The sequence below is a fragment of the Microbacterium sp. genome (genome assembly GCF_036823965.1).
Classification (GTDB): Bacteria; Actinomycetota; Actinomycetes; order Actinomycetales; family Microbacteriaceae; genus Microbacterium.
Genome location: NZ_DAITBE010000006.1, coordinates 117,049 through 130,610, shown reverse-complemented (window position 1 = coordinate 130,610; position 13,562 = coordinate 117,049). Strand labels below are relative to the sequence as shown.

The following is a 13,562-nucleotide window of genomic DNA, read 5'->3' as shown; positions in this document are numbered from 1 at the left end:
CTGCAGGGAGAATCTCGGCGATCGCCCCTGCATACGTGATTCCTCCCTGCATCGTGAGCGCGAGCTCGTCACTGGACCGCATGGGCACGCACCAGAGCGGCGCGAACGGCCGCGACGACTCGAGGCCAGTCGTTGAGGATCATGGTGTAGTCGAACCGCAATGTCTCGTAGCCCAGGGCGGATGCCGCTGCATCCCGTTGCAGGTCACGGTGGCGACTGGCTGTCCCATCGTGGTGCTCGGCTCCGTCCGCCTCGAGAATGAGCACGCCGGCGATCACGAAGTCGACCCGTCCCACGGTCGGGATCGCGACCTGGCACTCCAGCCGGATGCCGAGCAGGTGCAGCCGTAGGCGGAGCAGCGACTCCAGCCCACTGTCGGCGTCACGACGCGCGATGTCCACGAGCCATCTGGAATGTGCAGGCAATCGTGCACGCAGCTGGGCCAGCGAGCCGAGCTTGCGCTGGCGCAACGCAGATTCGAGCGCGGTGAAGAAGGCCTCGTCGCCGTGACAGCGGTACACGTGGAGCAGTACCTCCGGAAGCGGCGCGAGCCCCAGCATCGTCTGCCCCTCGTGCCAGTGACTGACGCACCCGCAGTCAGTGTGATGCACGCGTCCGCCGGCGCCGAGCCAGACGTGAAGCGCGGCGTCGTCGACGAGCGTCCACACACCGTGCATCCGCAGGGCGGTGGAGCAGGTCACCGCGCCACCATGGGCTGCCGCGAGCACCAGCTCCGGAGCGGTGGTCGCCGTGACGAACACGCCTCCCCGCACACGCACGATGGTGCCATCTCGCACGGACGCCGCGAGCATCCTTCGAGTGACGCCGAACTGCTGAAGTCGCGCCGCGCGCATGACGCCGCCCTGGTGATCGATGATGTGCGCGGGTGCCAGCATCCGATCATCTTCCGGGGTCGGCACCTGCGGCCGCGTCGAAGCCGACCCGATCTGTGGAGCTGCTCTTCATGTCTCTGTCTGTGCAGACAGAGACATGCGTTCGCCCTGCATGGAGATGTCACGGATGCATGGACAACCCGACGATCCCTCCCTGCATTCCGCACATCTCCCTGCAGGACGAACAGGACGGATGCCGCCGCGGATGCCGCGGGTGCCGCCGCGGCGCCCCGCACGCGCCGCGGCGCGCCCCGGGACTCAGTACCCGGCGAAGGCGTCGGTCGTCAGGCCGTGGGCCTTCTGCAGCGCGGGGGCGAGGTCGGCGATCAGGCGCGGTGGGCCCGAGATGAAGGCGTGGCGCGAGCCGAGATCGGGCACGGTGCCCTCGAGGCCGTCCGCATCGAGCCGCACTCCCCCGGCCCACGTCCAGTGCGCCGGCAGGTCGGCCGGCTCGTCGCGGGTGAAGACGACGGTCCGCACGCCGGTCGCGGCGAGTTCGTCACGGAAGGCCAGCTCGTTCGCCTCCGCCGCGACGTAGACGAGCACGATATCGCGCTGCTCGCCCGTCGCCTGCAGCTGCCGCAGCTGCGACACGAACGGTGTGACGCCGATCCCGGCCGCCACCATCAGCACCGGCGTCTCAGCTCGGGGCAGGACGAAGTCGCCCCAGGTTCCGGTCACCGCGAGCGTCGCGCCGGGCTCCGCCGCCGCGAGCGCCCGCTTGTAGCTCGACGGATGCTGCTGGTCGCCGTTCTTGTAGGCGATGCGCAGCGTTGGCAGGTCGGCCGGCGCGGAGACGATGCTGAACTCGCGGCGGGTGCCGCGGGCATCCGCACGGCGGTGCGGCACGTCGAGCTCGAGGTACTGTCCAGGGAGGAACGCGAGCTTGCCCTTGGCCCTGAACGTCAACTCCTGCGCGGTCGGCGTCACGAACGCACGGCGCTCGAGCACGAGCCGCACCGACCCGCGCAGTGCGAAGGCGAACGCGAGCAGGTTGCCGATCAGCAGTGCGCGCTCCTGCCCGAGGGTGAAGAGACCGGCGACCGAGATCGGCCATCCGGCGAGCACGCCGACGAGCGCCGCGACCGAGAACTGCTGCCAGCGACGCGGCGGCAGGGTGAGCGGCTCCGAGAGCATGAACGCGCCGAGGAAGAGGAACGGCGACTGGAGCAGCGCGAACTGCACCGCGGTGCCGATGTCGAACGCGATGTCGAACTGCTGCGACTGCACGAGCTGCCGCACCACCGAGGTGACCAGCGCGACGCCGAGGAACAGCAGCACGACCCGCACCTTCTCGGTGCGCCACAGCACGGCGAGGCCGAGCAGCAGCACCGGCACGAACAGCGACGGCGTCCCCACCCACCACGAGGCGGACGTCCCGAGCCACTCGAACGCCCCGAACGATCCGAGGATCGACACGAAGGCGGCGCCGAAGGCCGCGGGATTGAGGATGTGGCGTCCGCGCCAGGCGATCAGGTACTTCGACAGGCTCGCCACCGCGCCGGCGACGGCGAGGCCGAGCAGCGTCGTCGGCTCGAGGCCAGGCCGCAGCACGAAGAGCAGGATGAGCGCGGTCACGAGCGACGACTCGATGCGCCACGGGAGCCGCAGCAGCCGTTGCGCCGCGGCATCGACCGCGGAGATCACGACCCCGAGCACGACGAACGTGACGACGATCTCGAGCGGCGCCGGCGAGACGATCACTCCGAGCGTCGAGAGCACGAACGCGATCGCCGCGAGTGCGAGGAGCGCGAACAGCACCAGGCGGTACATCGACAGGGCCCCGAGCAGCGCGAGGACTCGCTGACGCGCGGCGGTGAATGCGGTGATCACGGTTCGCTCTTCTCTCGTCGTGCTTCTGGTGTGCTGGTTTGTTCTGGCTCAGCCTCGCTGGGCTGCGCCGGCCAGGAACAGCTCGGCGGTGCATCCCGGCGAGCGCTGGACTCGACCATCGGTCGACATGCGCACCCACTCGACGTCCCAGGCAGCGGCGAGCTCGGGACCACCGTCGAAGAACAGCGCGGTGGCGACGGCATCCGCTCGCATCGTGTCAGGCGCGAGCGCCCAGGTCGCCGCCCAGGTGCGCACCGGCACCCCGGTGCGGGCATCGAGCACGTGATGCAGTCCGTCGCCCCACGCACGCCTGTTGGTCGCAGACGCGCACAGCGCCCCGTCCTGCACCGTGAAGACGCCGATGGCCCTGGTCGCGTCATAGGGATGCTCGAGGGCGACCCTGGCGGCGGCTCCGCGGAACCGCATGTCGCCACCGGCATCGACCACCACGTCGCCGCGAACGCCGTCGAGGGCCGCGAACACGAGGTCGACGAGCCGTCCTTTGCCGAGGGCGCCGACGTCGAGCAGTGCAGGAGCGGATGCCACGGCACCCGCGTCATCCCACGAGAGTCGTTCCTGCCACGCCACCGGTGCCGCCACCGGGTCCGCCGCGACGAGCGAATAGCCCGCGTCGTAGCCGAGGGCCTCGAGGCTCTCGCCGACGAGCGGATTGACCGCACCGGCGGTCGCGGCGGAGAGCTCGCGGTACGCGTCGAGCATCGGCGCGGCATCCGGCGAGCTGAGCTCGCCTCCCGATCGTCCGAGCCTCGTCACGTCGGAGTCGTCACGGAACCGCGACCACTCGCGATCGAACCGCTCGATCTCGGCCGTCACGGCTCCCCGCACGTCGGCGGTCAGCTCGTCGGGGCTCTCGATCTCCCAGCGGGTGCCGATCGCGTCGAACTGCCAGGTCGCCATGATCAGGCGTCAGGCGGCAGCCTGCTCCTTGATCGACTCGACCGCGGTGTTGAACCCGCCGCTGGTGAGCGAGGAGCCGGCGACGCGGCTCACGTTCAGATCGTCGATCGGCTTGCCCACGACCTCGTCGGCGATGCCGTCGATGAACTCGCCCTGATAGCGAGTGGTCTCGGGGGCCTTCGGGTCGCCGGTCACCTCGACGTCGGTCACGACACCGTCGGCGAGGGTCAGCGTGACCGAGATCTCCTCGACCGTCTCGGGGGTCTGGTAGGAGCCGTCAGCGGTGTAGGTGCCGTCGGCGTAGTCGCCGGCAGCGGCATCCGATCCGGAGCTGGTGTCGCTGGATTCGGTGCTCGTGCCGGTGTCTCCGGTGTTGGAGGTGTCTTCGGCGTCTGCGGTGCCGGAGCATCCGGCCAGGACGAGGAGTCCTGCGATGCCGACGATCGCGGAGCTCTTACGGACAGCGGTCGGTACGGTCGTGCGGATCATGGTGGTCCTCCGGCTCTGTTCGGGACAACTGTATGTCGTTGAATCGACCGTAGGGACACGTCCTATGCGCGGGCTGTGCTCACGCGATGCGTTGCTCAGGCGTCGCCGCCGAACATGCTCGTGACGGAACCGTCCTCGAACACCTCGTGGATCGCGCGGGCGAGCAGCGGGGCGATCGGCAGGATCGTCAGGTTGTCCCAGCGACGCGACTCGGTGAGCGGGATCGTGTCGGTGATCACGACCTCGTCGATCGAGGCGTCCTGCAGACGCTCGGATGCCGGGTCGCTGAAGATCGCGTGCGTCGCGGCGACGATGACGCGGTGCGCGCCGGCAGCCTTGAGCGCCTGCGCAGCCTTGACGATCGTGCCGCCGGTGTCGATCATGTCGTCGACCAGGAGGCAGGTGCGCCCCTCGACCGTGCCGACGATCTCGTGCACCGAGACCTGGTTGGCGACCTTCGGGTCGCGGCGCTTGTGGATGATCGCAAGCGGGGCACCGAGGCTGTCGGACCAGGTGTCAGCCACGCGCACGCGGCCCATGTCGGGTGAGACGACCGTGAGGATCTCGCGGTCGGCGGGACTCAGCGTGCGCTTGAAGTAATCCAGCAGCACGGGCTTGGCGAAGAGGTGGTCGACGGGGCCGTCGAAGAATCCCTGGATCTGCGCGGCGTGGAGGTCGACGCTCATCACTCGGTCGGCGCCGGCGGTCTTCAGCAGGTCGGCGACGAGGCGGGCGCTGATCGGCTCGCGTCCGCGGCCCTTCTTGTCCTGGCGCGAATACGGATAGTAGGGAGCGACGACGGTGATCCGCTTGGCCGATGCGCGCTTGGCGGCATCGATCATGATGAGCGTCTCCATGAGCCACTCGTTGACCGGCTCGCCGAAGGTCTGGATGAGGAAGAGGTCGCAGCCGCGGATCGACACCTCGAAGCGCGCGTAGATCTCGCCGGAGGCGAAGGTACGGTGCTCGGTCGGAGCGATCTCGGTACCGAGGGATGCCGCCACATCGGCGAGCAGCTGCGGGTGCGAGCGCCCACCGGCGACGACCAGCCGCTTCTTGGTCTTGGCGACGAGACCGGGGGCGATGCCGTTGTCGCGATCCAGTTCGACCGTCTTCTTCTTGCGCGCCATGGTTCGCCTATTCCGCCGATCGTTCCTTGGCTGCGGCGTCCGCCGCACCCGTTCCTGCCCTGTTCTTCTCGACCCAGCCTTCGATGTTGCGCTGAGGCGCGACGGTCATGGCCAGAGCTCCGGCGGGGACGTCCTTTCGGACGACGGCACCGGCGCCGGTCTTCGCGCCAGCACCCAGCCTAACGGGCGCGACGAGGGTCGTGTGCGAGCCGGTGTGCACCTCGTCCTCGATGACCGTCCGGTGCTTGTTGACGTCGTCGTAGTTCGCCGTGATCGTGCTCGCACCGAGGTTCACGCCGCGGCCGATGGTGGCGTCTCCGACGTACGAGAGGTGGGGGACCTTGCTGCCCTCGCCGATCTCGGCGTTCTTGGTCTCGACGTAGGCGCCGATCTTGCCCCTCGCCCCCAGCACGGTGCCGGGGCGGAGGAACGAGAACGGTCCGACCGTGGCCTCTGCACCGATCACGGCGAGCGTCGCGTCGGTGCGACGGACGATCGCGTCCTCCCCCACCTCGCAGTCGACGAGCGTGGTGTCGGGACCGATGATGGCGCCCTCCGCGATCGTGGTGGCGCGCAGGATGTGCGTGTTCGGCAGCACCGTGACGTCGGGGGCCAGGGTCGCGTCGTCGTCGATCCAGGTGGTCGCCGGGTCGATGACCGTGACGCCCTCGAGCTGCCAGCGCTTGACGATGCGGGCGTTGAGCAGGCGGCCGACCTCGGCGAGCTGCGCCCGGTCGTTCACGCCGTACGTGACGGTGACGTCCGAGACGACGGATGCCGCCACGCGGTCGCCGTCGCGACGGAGGAGCCCGGGGACGTCGGTGAGGTACATCTCCCGCTGCGCGTTGTCGACGCCGACCTCGGGCAGGTAGGTGCGCAGCGTCGCCGCGCGGAACACGTACATGCCGGCGTTGATCTCGCGGACCGCTGCCTCGTCGTCGGTCGCGTCCTTCTGCTCGACGATGCGGTCGACGCCTCCGTCGGCGTCGCGGATGACTCGCCCGTATCCACGAGGATCGTCGACCACGGCCGTCATCAGCGTCGCCGGCGCACCGGAGGCGCGGTGCTCGGCGAGGAACGCGGAGAGGGTGCCGGCGTCCGCCAGCGGGCAATCGCCGGACAGCACGAGCACATCGCCGTCGAACGCGGCTGGGAGCGCGTCGACCGCGACCTGCACTGCCCGTCCGGTGCCGGGCACGTCGTCCTGATCGATGAACACGGCGTTCGGGTAGTCCTCGGCGAGAGCGGCGACGACCTGGTCGCGCTCGTGCCGCACCACGACCTCGATGTGGGCGGCGCTGAGGCGCCCTGCGGTGGTCAGCACGTGTCCGACGAGAGGCCGCCCGCCGATCGCGTGCAGCACCTTCGGAAGCCGCGACTTCATGCGAGTGCCCTGGCCCGCTGCGAGGATGATGATGGCGAGATTGTTCTCTGTCATGCTCCGCCGCCAGGACTCGAACCTAGACCTCACAGCTCCAAAGGCTGTCGTGCTGCCATTACACCACGGCGGACCGCAGCGTCCGCGAGGACGCCACCGGTCAATTCTGCCACGCCAGGGGTCCCCGACCCGGCGCAGCGACGAAACCCGTGCGGCCGTCGACATCCGCGCGAAACACGCGGCGGAGATGATGGAGCAGTGGACATCGTCATCGAACGCATCGAGACCGCCGAGCCGGAGCTGGCGGCCTTCCTCCTCGCCCACCACCAGGACATGGCGGGGACTGCTCCGCCGGAGAGCCAGCACGCGCTGCCCTTCGAGCGCCTGCTCATGCCGGGCGTCAGATTGTTCGCCACGATGGAGGGCGGGCGTCCGATCGCGACCGGGGCACTCGCCACCGTCGAGGATGGGCACGAGGAGCTCAAGTCGATGCGCACCGATCCGGCGCAGCGCGGACGCGGGCTCGCGAGGACGATGCTCGAGTTCCTGATCGCGGATGCCGCTGCCCGCGACATCCATCGGATCTCGCTCGAGACCGGAAGCATGGACTTCTTCATCCCGGCCCGCCGACTCTACGCCAGCGCGGGATTCGAGGAGTGCGAGGCGTTCGGACGCTACCGGCCCGACCCCCTCAGCACCTTCATGACGCTGTCGCTCGAAGACGCCGCCGTCGCCTGAGCACGTCCGCGCGCGCGATAATGAACGGATGAGCGCAACGGACGAGGTCGATCGGATCGTCGGCGCGTGGAACACGCAGCGCCCCGACCTCGATTTCTCGCCGCTCGAGGTGCTCTCGCGGATGGATCGGCTGTCGCGTCACCTCGACCGTGCGCGTCGCGACGTCTTCCGCCGCAGCGACCTGGAGCCGTGGGAGTGGGACGTGCTGTCGGCGCTCCGCCGCGCCGGCGCCCCGTTCCAGCTCTCCCCCAAGCAGCTGCTGCAGCAGACCCTCGTGTCGAGCGGAACCATGACGAACCGCATCGACCGACTCGTCGGCCGCCGGTTCGTGCGGCGCGAGGCCGACCCCGACGACGGACGCAGCGTGCTCGTGACGCTCACCGACGACGGCAGGATCAGGGTGGATGCCGCGATCACGCGCCTCGTCGATGTCGAGGCCGATCTGCTGCAGGCGCTCTCCCGTGCGGACCGCGACCGTCTGGCGGGGCTGCTGCGCAAGCTCAGCCTCAGCTTCGACTCGTGAGCGTCGACTGATGGGCATGCCCTCTCCGCTCCCCGTCCGCGACGGCGTCGGGGCGACGCGCCTACGAGTGCCCCTGTCGGGTCCATGGCCGACGGTGGCCGCGTACATGACCGAGCGCTTCTTCCATCTCGACCCGGATCAGCTCCTGCAGCGCTTCCACCGCGGAGAGGTCGTGGCGCGCGACGGGAGCCCGCTCGCCGGCGACACTCCACTCGGCGTCGAGGAGTTCATCTGGTACTACCGGGATCCTCCGATCGACAGGCACATCCCGTTCGAGATCGAGATCCTGCATCAGGACGAGCACCTCGTCGTCATCGATAAGCCGCACTTCCTGCCGACGATCCCCGGCGGCAAGTTCCTGCAGAACTCCGCGCTGATCCGGCTGCGTCGCCTGCTCGACAACGACGAGCTCGCGCCCATCCACCGCCTCGACCGCGCCACTGCCGGCCTGCTCATGTTCTCGGCGCGTCCGGCGACGCGCGGCGCGTATCAGCTGCTGTTCGAGAACCGCGAGGTGCGGAAGGTGTACGAGGCGGTGTCGGCACTGCCGCACGGCTGGGACGCAGCTGCTCCCGCGCTCGACGGGCGGCCGTTCCCGATCGTCTACCGAAACCACATCCGCAAGGATCGCGGCGAGCTGCGGGTGCAGGTCGACGATGTGCGCGAGCCCAACGCCGAGACCCTGATCGAGTTCCTGCAGGCCGACGATCGAGTCGTGCACACACTCCTGCGTCCGCACAGCGGCAAGATGCATCAGCTGCGGGTTCATCTTGCAGCGCTCGGCGCCGGCATCCTGAACGACCCGTTCTACCCGGAGCTGCGCGGCGAGCTGCCGGACGACTTCGACCACCCCATGCAGCTGCTGGCACGGGAGCTGCGATTCACCGATCCCATCAGCGGAGCGGATCGCGTGTTCACCACGACCCGCTCCCTGCAGGAGGCTCCGCTCAGCGACGCATGATCCTGCGCGCCAGCGTCGTGCCGAGCAGCTGCACGAAGTGCACGAACACGACGATGAGCACGATCGCGGCCCACATCACGACCGGCTCGAACTGACGGAAGCCGTAGATCTGGGCGAAGGCGCCGAGACCGCCGCCGCCGATGAGACCGGCCATCGCGGTCATGTCGATCAGAGCGACGACGATGAACGTGTAGCCGAGGATGAGCGGTCCGAGCGATTCGGGGATCGCGACCGTGAACAGGATGCGCCACGGGCCTGCACCCATGGAGCGGGCCGCCTCGATCACACCGGGTGAGACCGAGACCAGGTGCTGCTCGACGATGCGGCCGATCGCGAACGCCGCGGCGAGACCGATGATGAACGCGCCGGCCGTGGTGCCGATGCCGACACCGACCACGGCACGCGCGAACGGCTGAGCCACCGCCATGAAGATCACGAACGGGATCGGACGGAAGAAGTTCACGGCGAGGTTCGCGATCGTCGAGACGACAGCGTTCTGCAGCAGCCCGCCGCGCCGTGTCACGTACAGGATGATGCCGATCAGGAGTCCGAGCACGCCGCCGAGGACGAGCGCGAACGAGGTCATGTAGAGGGTCTCGAGCGCGGCGGCCCAGAACTCCGGTCCGAGTTCGATCAGACGATCCATCAGCGGCTCTCCTCTCGGGCGATCTCGGTGACTTCGACGCGTTCGCCGATCGAGGCGAGCGCACGATCGATCGCGGCGCTCTCACCCCGGATCGCGAGCGTCAGGTGACCGAACGCACGGCCGCGGATGTCGTTGATGCCGCCGAACACGAGCTCGAAATCGAGCCCGGCCGCGGCGAGGTCGAGGAACACCTGCGCCTGCGAGGAGTCTCCGTCGCGGAACGACAGGGTGACGATGCGCCCCTGGTGCCGTTCGCGGAGCACTGCGAGCTCGGCCGGCGAGGGGACGCCCTTCACGACCGTGCCGACGAATCGCTGCGACGCCGGGTTCTGCGGTGCCGAGAACACGTCGAACACGTCGCCCTGCTCGATCACGCGTCCGCGCTCCATCACCGCGACCTTGGTCGCGATCGTCTGGATCACGTCCATCTCGTGCGTGATGATCACGATCGTCACGCCCTGCTCCTGGTTGACCCGCTTGAGCAGGTCGAGCACCTCGTGCGTGGTCTGCGGGTCGAGCGCGCTGGTCGCCTCGTCGGCGAGCAGGATCGCGGGTCCGGTGGCGAGGGCCCGTGCGATGCCGACGCGCTGCTTCTGTCCACCGGAGAGCTGCTCGGGGTACGCCTTCGCCTTGTCGGCCAGGCCGACGAACGACAGCAGCTCGGTGACCCTTTCCTCGATGTCGGCCTTCTTCCACCCGGCGAGCGTGAGCGGGTAGGCGATGTTCGCCTTGACGCTCCGCGAGGAGAACAGGTTGAACTGCTGGAAGATCATGCCGATCCCACCGCGGACGCGGCGCAGCTCGCTCTCCTTCAAGGAGGTGATGTCGACGCCGTCCACGTGGATCGAACCGGCGGTGGCCGGCTCCAGCGCGTTGATGAGACGCACGAGCGTGGACTTCCCGGCGCCCGAGTATCCGATGATGCCGAAGACGTCGCCCTTCTCGATCTCGAGGGTCACGTCGTCGACTGCGACGATGTCGCCGTCTCCCGGCGTCCGCGACGGGTACGCCTTCGACACGTTCGTCAGGCTCACGATCGGCATGTGTGCTCCGGTCTGGTTCTGGGAAAAGACGAATCGGGTGACGCGTGTGGCGTCACCCGATTCTCTCGCATCAGGCGGGATGGTCCCCGTCGGTGCTTACTTGTTGTCCTCGGCGTCCTTCTGGACCTTCTTGAGCGATGCGACGAGGTCTTCGACCGGCGTCTGCAGCGGAACAGCGACGCCGCCGGACGACTCCTGCAGTCCAGCCTGAACGTCCTCATTCGTCTGGAAGATCTCGACGAGCTTGAGGTACGTCTCGTTGTCGGCGTCCTCGGCGCGGGCCGCGAAGATGTTCACGTACGGCAGCGCGTTCGGGTCCTCGGGGTCGTCCTGCGCGATGGCGTCGTCGAACGTCAGGCCGGCGTCCGTGACGAAGTCGTTGTTGATGATCGCAGCGGCAACATCCGGCAACGAGGTCGGGATGAGCGCGGCTTCCAGCGCCGTGACCTTGACCTTCGACTTGTCGGTGTCGATATCGGCGAGGTCGGAGTACGGCGTGCCGCCGTCCTTGAGCTCGACGAGGTCGGCCTGCTGCAGCACGTTGAGCGCACGAGCTTGGTTCGAGGCATCGTCCGGAACCGCGACGGTCTCGCCCTCCGGAATGCTCTTCACGTCGTCGTACTTGCTCGAGTACAGCCCGAGCGGGTAGATCGCGGTCGATCCGATCGGCGTCAGGTCAGATCCCGAGGCGTTGTTGTACTCCGCGAGGTACACGATGTGCTGGAACTGGTTGAGGTCGATCTCGCCCTCGGTCAGCGCCGGGTTCGGCTGCTCGTAGGAGCCGAAGTCGACGAGCTCGACCTTGATGCCCTCGTCAGCGGCAGCGTCGACGAAGGCCGGCCACTGCGCGTCGCCCTTGCCGACGACACCGATCTTGACGACCTCGGGCGTGGTGGACTCACCCTCGCCGGAACCGGCGTCGGAGGAGTTCGTGGCGCAGCCTGCGAGCGCGACGAAGAGTGGGACCACCGCGAGTGCGGCGATGATGGAGGTGGAGCGACGGGACATGTGAGTACGGGTTCCTCTCTTGGGGGACTCGAATACGTTAGGCAGGCACCGGCGCGCACGCAGAATCCACTCGTCACACAGCGTCACAGCCCGGAATTCCGGGTGCGGCGACCGATCAGTCGAACTCCTCGATCCCCTGCAGGCGCACCTGCTCGAGGTCGAGGCGGGCCGAGATGCGGCGCACGATCAGGTCGTCGACGGTGCCGGAGCGACGCAGCCCGAGCAGCACCTCGCGCTTTCGGTCGAGCAGGGCGAGCTTGAGCGTCGAGTGCTCCTCGTGCCGCACCAGGGGCGAGCGCTGGAGCAGGTCGACGTCGGTGGAGCTCGCGAGCATCTGCAGCGTCACGCCCTCCGCGGCATCCGTCGGCGTCGTGAGCCCGACACCTCCCCCGCTGTCCGGCTCGGTCTGCACGGCACCGCCGAGCGGATCCGGCTCATCGAGCAGGTCATCGAGTGCGCGGGCCTCGGCGTCGACGATGGCCTGCTCACGGGCCAGCGACTTCGCGTTGGCGAGCTCGAGCATCAGATAGCCCTCCGCCCGAACCCGGTCGCGCACCTCCTGGCCGATGCCGTGCTCCGCCGCCAGATCGTCGAGCGCGGCGAGCGCCGCACCCGAGATCGCGCGCTCGGCGAGCTCGTACTCCTCGTCGGCGGCGTGGTCGACGGGGATGCGGGCCCAGCGCACGAAGGCCGGCAGGAGCGGCCCCTGGACCAGGAGGCTCAGCAGGATCACGCCGGCGGTCACGAACACGACCTCGTCGCGACCGGCGAGCCCTCCCCCGGCGGCGAGGGATGTCGGCACAGACAGCGCGATCGCGAGCGACACGGCGCCCCGCATCCCGGCGACGGTCGACACCGTCATGCCGCGCATGCGCCGCCGCCACGGCGGGCGCTGCTCGGTGGACCGCTGGAACGGCACACTGAACAGCTGGAACAGGAAGCGAACGGCCAGCAGCGTCACCCAGACCGCCAGGGTCACGAGCACGAGTCGGCCGATCGCCGCTGCGGAGATCTCGTGCGCCACGTACTGCACCTCGAGGCCGATCAGCACGAACAGGGCTCCGTTGAGCAGGAACACCCCGAACGGCCAGACGGCATCGGTCTGGCGACGCGAGGACGCGGTGGTCACCCGCGGAGACACGTAGGCGACGACGAGTCCGGCGACGACGACCGCGAGCACCCCCGAGGCGTGCACGATCTCGGCGAGGAGGAACGCGGAGAACGGGATCAGCAGCAGCGTCACGTTGATGACCATGGTCGAGGAGACGCGACGGAGCAGCGCATAGCCGAGGCCGGCGATGACCACACCGGCGGCGACACCGCCGACGTACGACATCACCACCATGCCGGTGATCGAGAGCGGGGTCACCTGACCGCCGACGGCCAGCGAGACGGCGATCGCATAGAGCACCAGGGCGGTGCCGTCGTTGGTGAGGCTCTCTGCCTTGAGCTTCATGAACATGCGCCGGGGCAGCAGGCGCCCGAGGGCGGCGACGGCCGTGGCATCCGGTGGCGCGACGGCAGCACCGAGGATGAGGGCGATCTCCCACGGCATCCCGAACAGCACGCCGATGCCGGCGACGGCGAAGGCGGATGCCACGACGAGCACCGTGCTCATCGGCAGGATGTAGCGGAAGTCGCGACGGATCGACCGCAGCGATGTCGTCAGGCTCTCCCAGAACAGGATCACCGGGAGGAAGAGCAGCAGCACCGTCTCAGGCGGCAGCTGCACCTCGCGGAGCGCCGGGATGAACCCGAGCGCGAGGCCGAAGATCACCAGCAGGAGCGGCAGCGCCAGCCGGATCCGCGGCGCCAGCAACGCGCCTGCGAGAATCGTGAGCCCGAGCAGGACCGTGACCTCGAGTCCTTCCATGTGTACCTCCCGGATGCCGCAGGATCATGCCGTGCGACACCGGATGGCGTCAGACCCCGCCCAGAGCACAGCGCACCGCACTGTCACCGTATTCCCAGGAGGGGAGGAACAACAGACCCCCCTTCCGGG

13 protein-coding genes and 1 tRNA gene are annotated in these 13,562 nt (G+C 68.8%); 3 read left to right on the top strand and 11 right to left on the bottom strand.

The features are described from left to right. Window positions 1–68: 68 nt before the first annotated feature. The 7 genes from V7Z82_RS11845 to V7Z82_RS11815 form a co-directional block, all read right to left on the bottom strand. Window positions 69–896 carry a DUF559 domain-containing protein gene (locus V7Z82_RS11845; RefSeq protein ID WP_334151757.1) on the bottom strand — a complete coding sequence of 276 codons (828 nt, stop codon included), beginning with the start codon at window positions 894–896 and terminating at the stop codon, window positions 69–71. A 255-nt stretch (window positions 897–1,151) separates the two neighbouring features. After that, a complete protein-coding gene (locus V7Z82_RS11840) occupies window positions 1,152–2,726 on the bottom strand; it encodes an FAD-dependent oxidoreductase (RefSeq protein WP_334151756.1) in 1,575 nt (524 codons plus the stop codon). A 48-nt stretch (window positions 2,727–2,774) separates the two neighbouring features. Further along, window positions 2,775–3,644, bottom strand: coding sequence for an FAD:protein FMN transferase (locus V7Z82_RS11835; protein WP_334151755.1), 870 nt, complete (start codon window positions 3,642–3,644; stop codon window positions 2,775–2,777). Window positions 3,645–3,653: 9 nt separating this feature from the next. Beyond that, window positions 3,654–4,133 carry an FMN-binding protein gene (locus tag V7Z82_RS11830; RefSeq protein ID WP_334151754.1) on the bottom strand — a complete coding sequence of 160 codons (480 nt, stop codon included), beginning with the start codon at window positions 4,131–4,133 and terminating at the stop codon, window positions 3,654–3,656. Between the two features lie 95 nt (window positions 4,134–4,228). Further along, window positions 4,229–5,263 carry a ribose-phosphate diphosphokinase gene (locus tag V7Z82_RS11825; protein ID WP_334151753.1) on the bottom strand — a complete coding sequence of 345 codons (1,035 nt, stop codon included), beginning with the start codon at window positions 5,261–5,263 and terminating at the stop codon, window positions 4,229–4,231. A 7-nt stretch (window positions 5,264–5,270) separates the two neighbouring features. Continuing rightward, the gene (gene glmU, locus V7Z82_RS11820) at window positions 5,271–6,701 is read right to left on the bottom strand and encodes a bifunctional UDP-N-acetylglucosamine diphosphorylase/glucosamine-1-phosphate N-acetyltransferase GlmU (RefSeq protein WP_334151752.1); all 1,431 of its coding nucleotides are present in this window, start codon (window positions 6,699–6,701) and stop codon (window positions 5,271–5,273) included. A gap of 1 nt (window position 6,702) precedes the next feature. Then, a tRNA-Gln gene (locus V7Z82_RS11815) sits at window positions 6,703–6,774 on the bottom strand. Between the two features lie 125 nt (window positions 6,775–6,899). Here V7Z82_RS11815 and V7Z82_RS11810 point away from each other — a divergent pair. Genes V7Z82_RS11810 through V7Z82_RS11800 form a run of 3 tightly spaced genes read left to right on the top strand, consistent with a single transcriptional unit; the run spans window position 6,900 to window position 8,863 of the window. Continuing rightward, entirely contained in the window at window positions 6,900–7,379 is a 480-nt protein-coding gene (locus tag V7Z82_RS11810) for a GNAT family N-acetyltransferase (RefSeq protein WP_334151751.1), read from the top strand. A gap of 28 nt (window positions 7,380–7,407) precedes the next feature. Beyond that, entirely contained in the window at window positions 7,408–7,902 is a 495-nt protein-coding gene (locus V7Z82_RS11805) for a MarR family winged helix-turn-helix transcriptional regulator (protein ID WP_334151750.1), read from the top strand. Between the two features lie 10 nt (window positions 7,903–7,912). Beyond that, window positions 7,913–8,863: a pseudouridine synthase gene (locus V7Z82_RS11800; protein ID WP_334151749.1), complete on the top strand. Its 951-nt coding sequence runs from the start codon at window positions 7,913–7,915 to the stop codon at window positions 8,861–8,863. On the opposite strand, the gene V7Z82_RS11795 is transcribed toward V7Z82_RS11800, so the two are convergent. The 4 genes from V7Z82_RS11795 to V7Z82_RS11780 all read right to left on the bottom strand — a co-directional run bounded on the left by V7Z82_RS11795 (window position 8,850) and on the right by V7Z82_RS11780 (window position 13,433). Further along, a complete protein-coding gene (locus V7Z82_RS11795; RefSeq protein WP_334151748.1) occupies window positions 8,850–9,509 on the bottom strand; it encodes a methionine ABC transporter permease in 660 nt (219 codons plus the stop codon). The two genes, V7Z82_RS11800 and V7Z82_RS11795, sit on opposite strands and share 14 nt — an antisense overlap. Continuing rightward, window positions 9,509–10,552, bottom strand: coding sequence for a methionine ABC transporter ATP-binding protein (locus tag V7Z82_RS11790; RefSeq protein WP_334151747.1), 1,044 nt, complete (start codon window positions 10,550–10,552; stop codon window positions 9,509–9,511). Before V7Z82_RS11790 ends, V7Z82_RS11795 begins: the two co-directional genes overlap by 1 nt. Before the next feature lie 96 nt (window positions 10,553–10,648). Beyond that, a complete protein-coding gene (locus tag V7Z82_RS11785; RefSeq protein ID WP_334151746.1) occupies window positions 10,649–11,560 on the bottom strand; it encodes a MetQ/NlpA family ABC transporter substrate-binding protein in 912 nt (303 codons plus the stop codon). Between the two features lie 115 nt (window positions 11,561–11,675). Continuing rightward, window positions 11,676–13,433, bottom strand: a complete 1,758-nt coding sequence (locus tag V7Z82_RS11780; RefSeq protein WP_334151745.1) for a Na+/H+ antiporter — start codon at window positions 13,431–13,433, stop codon at window positions 11,676–11,678. Window positions 13,434–13,562 lie beyond the last annotated feature (129 nt).

Bases quoted from the DNA above. Each gene is read 5' to 3' on its own strand.
- V7Z82_RS11825 (WP_334151753.1), bottom strand. From the start codon at position 5,263: ATGGCGCGCAAGAAGAAGACGGTCGAACTGGATCGCGACAACGGCATC.
- V7Z82_RS11800 (WP_334151749.1), top strand. From the start codon at position 7,913: ATGGGCATGCCCTCTCCGCTCCCCGTCCGCGACGGCGTCGGGGCGACG.
- V7Z82_RS11780 (WP_334151745.1), bottom strand. From the start codon at position 13,433: ATGGAAGGACTCGAGGTCACGGTCCTGCTCGGGCTCACGATTCTCGCA.
- V7Z82_RS11795 (WP_334151748.1), bottom strand. From the start codon at position 9,509: ATGGATCGTCTGATCGAACTCGGACCGGAGTTCTGGGCCGCCGCGCTC.
- V7Z82_RS11785 (WP_334151746.1), bottom strand. From the start codon at position 11,560: ATGTCCCGTCGCTCCACCTCCATCATCGCCGCACTCGCGGTGGTCCCA.
- glmU (WP_334151752.1), bottom strand. From the start codon at position 6,701: ATGACAGAGAACAATCTCGCCATCATCATCCTCGCAGCGGGCCAGGGC.
- V7Z82_RS11790 (WP_334151747.1), bottom strand. From the start codon at position 10,552: ATGCCGATCGTGAGCCTGACGAACGTGTCGAAGGCGTACCCGTCGCGG.
- V7Z82_RS11835 (WP_334151755.1), bottom strand. From the start codon at position 3,644: ATGGCGACCTGGCAGTTCGACGCGATCGGCACCCGCTGGGAGATCGAG.
- V7Z82_RS11830 (WP_334151754.1), bottom strand. From the start codon at position 4,133: ATGATCCGCACGACCGTACCGACCGCTGTCCGTAAGAGCTCCGCGATC.
- V7Z82_RS11845 (WP_334151757.1), bottom strand. From the start codon at position 896: ATGCTGGCACCCGCGCACATCATCGATCACCAGGGCGGCGTCATGCGC.
- V7Z82_RS11805 (WP_334151750.1), top strand. From the start codon at position 7,408: ATGAGCGCAACGGACGAGGTCGATCGGATCGTCGGCGCGTGGAACACG.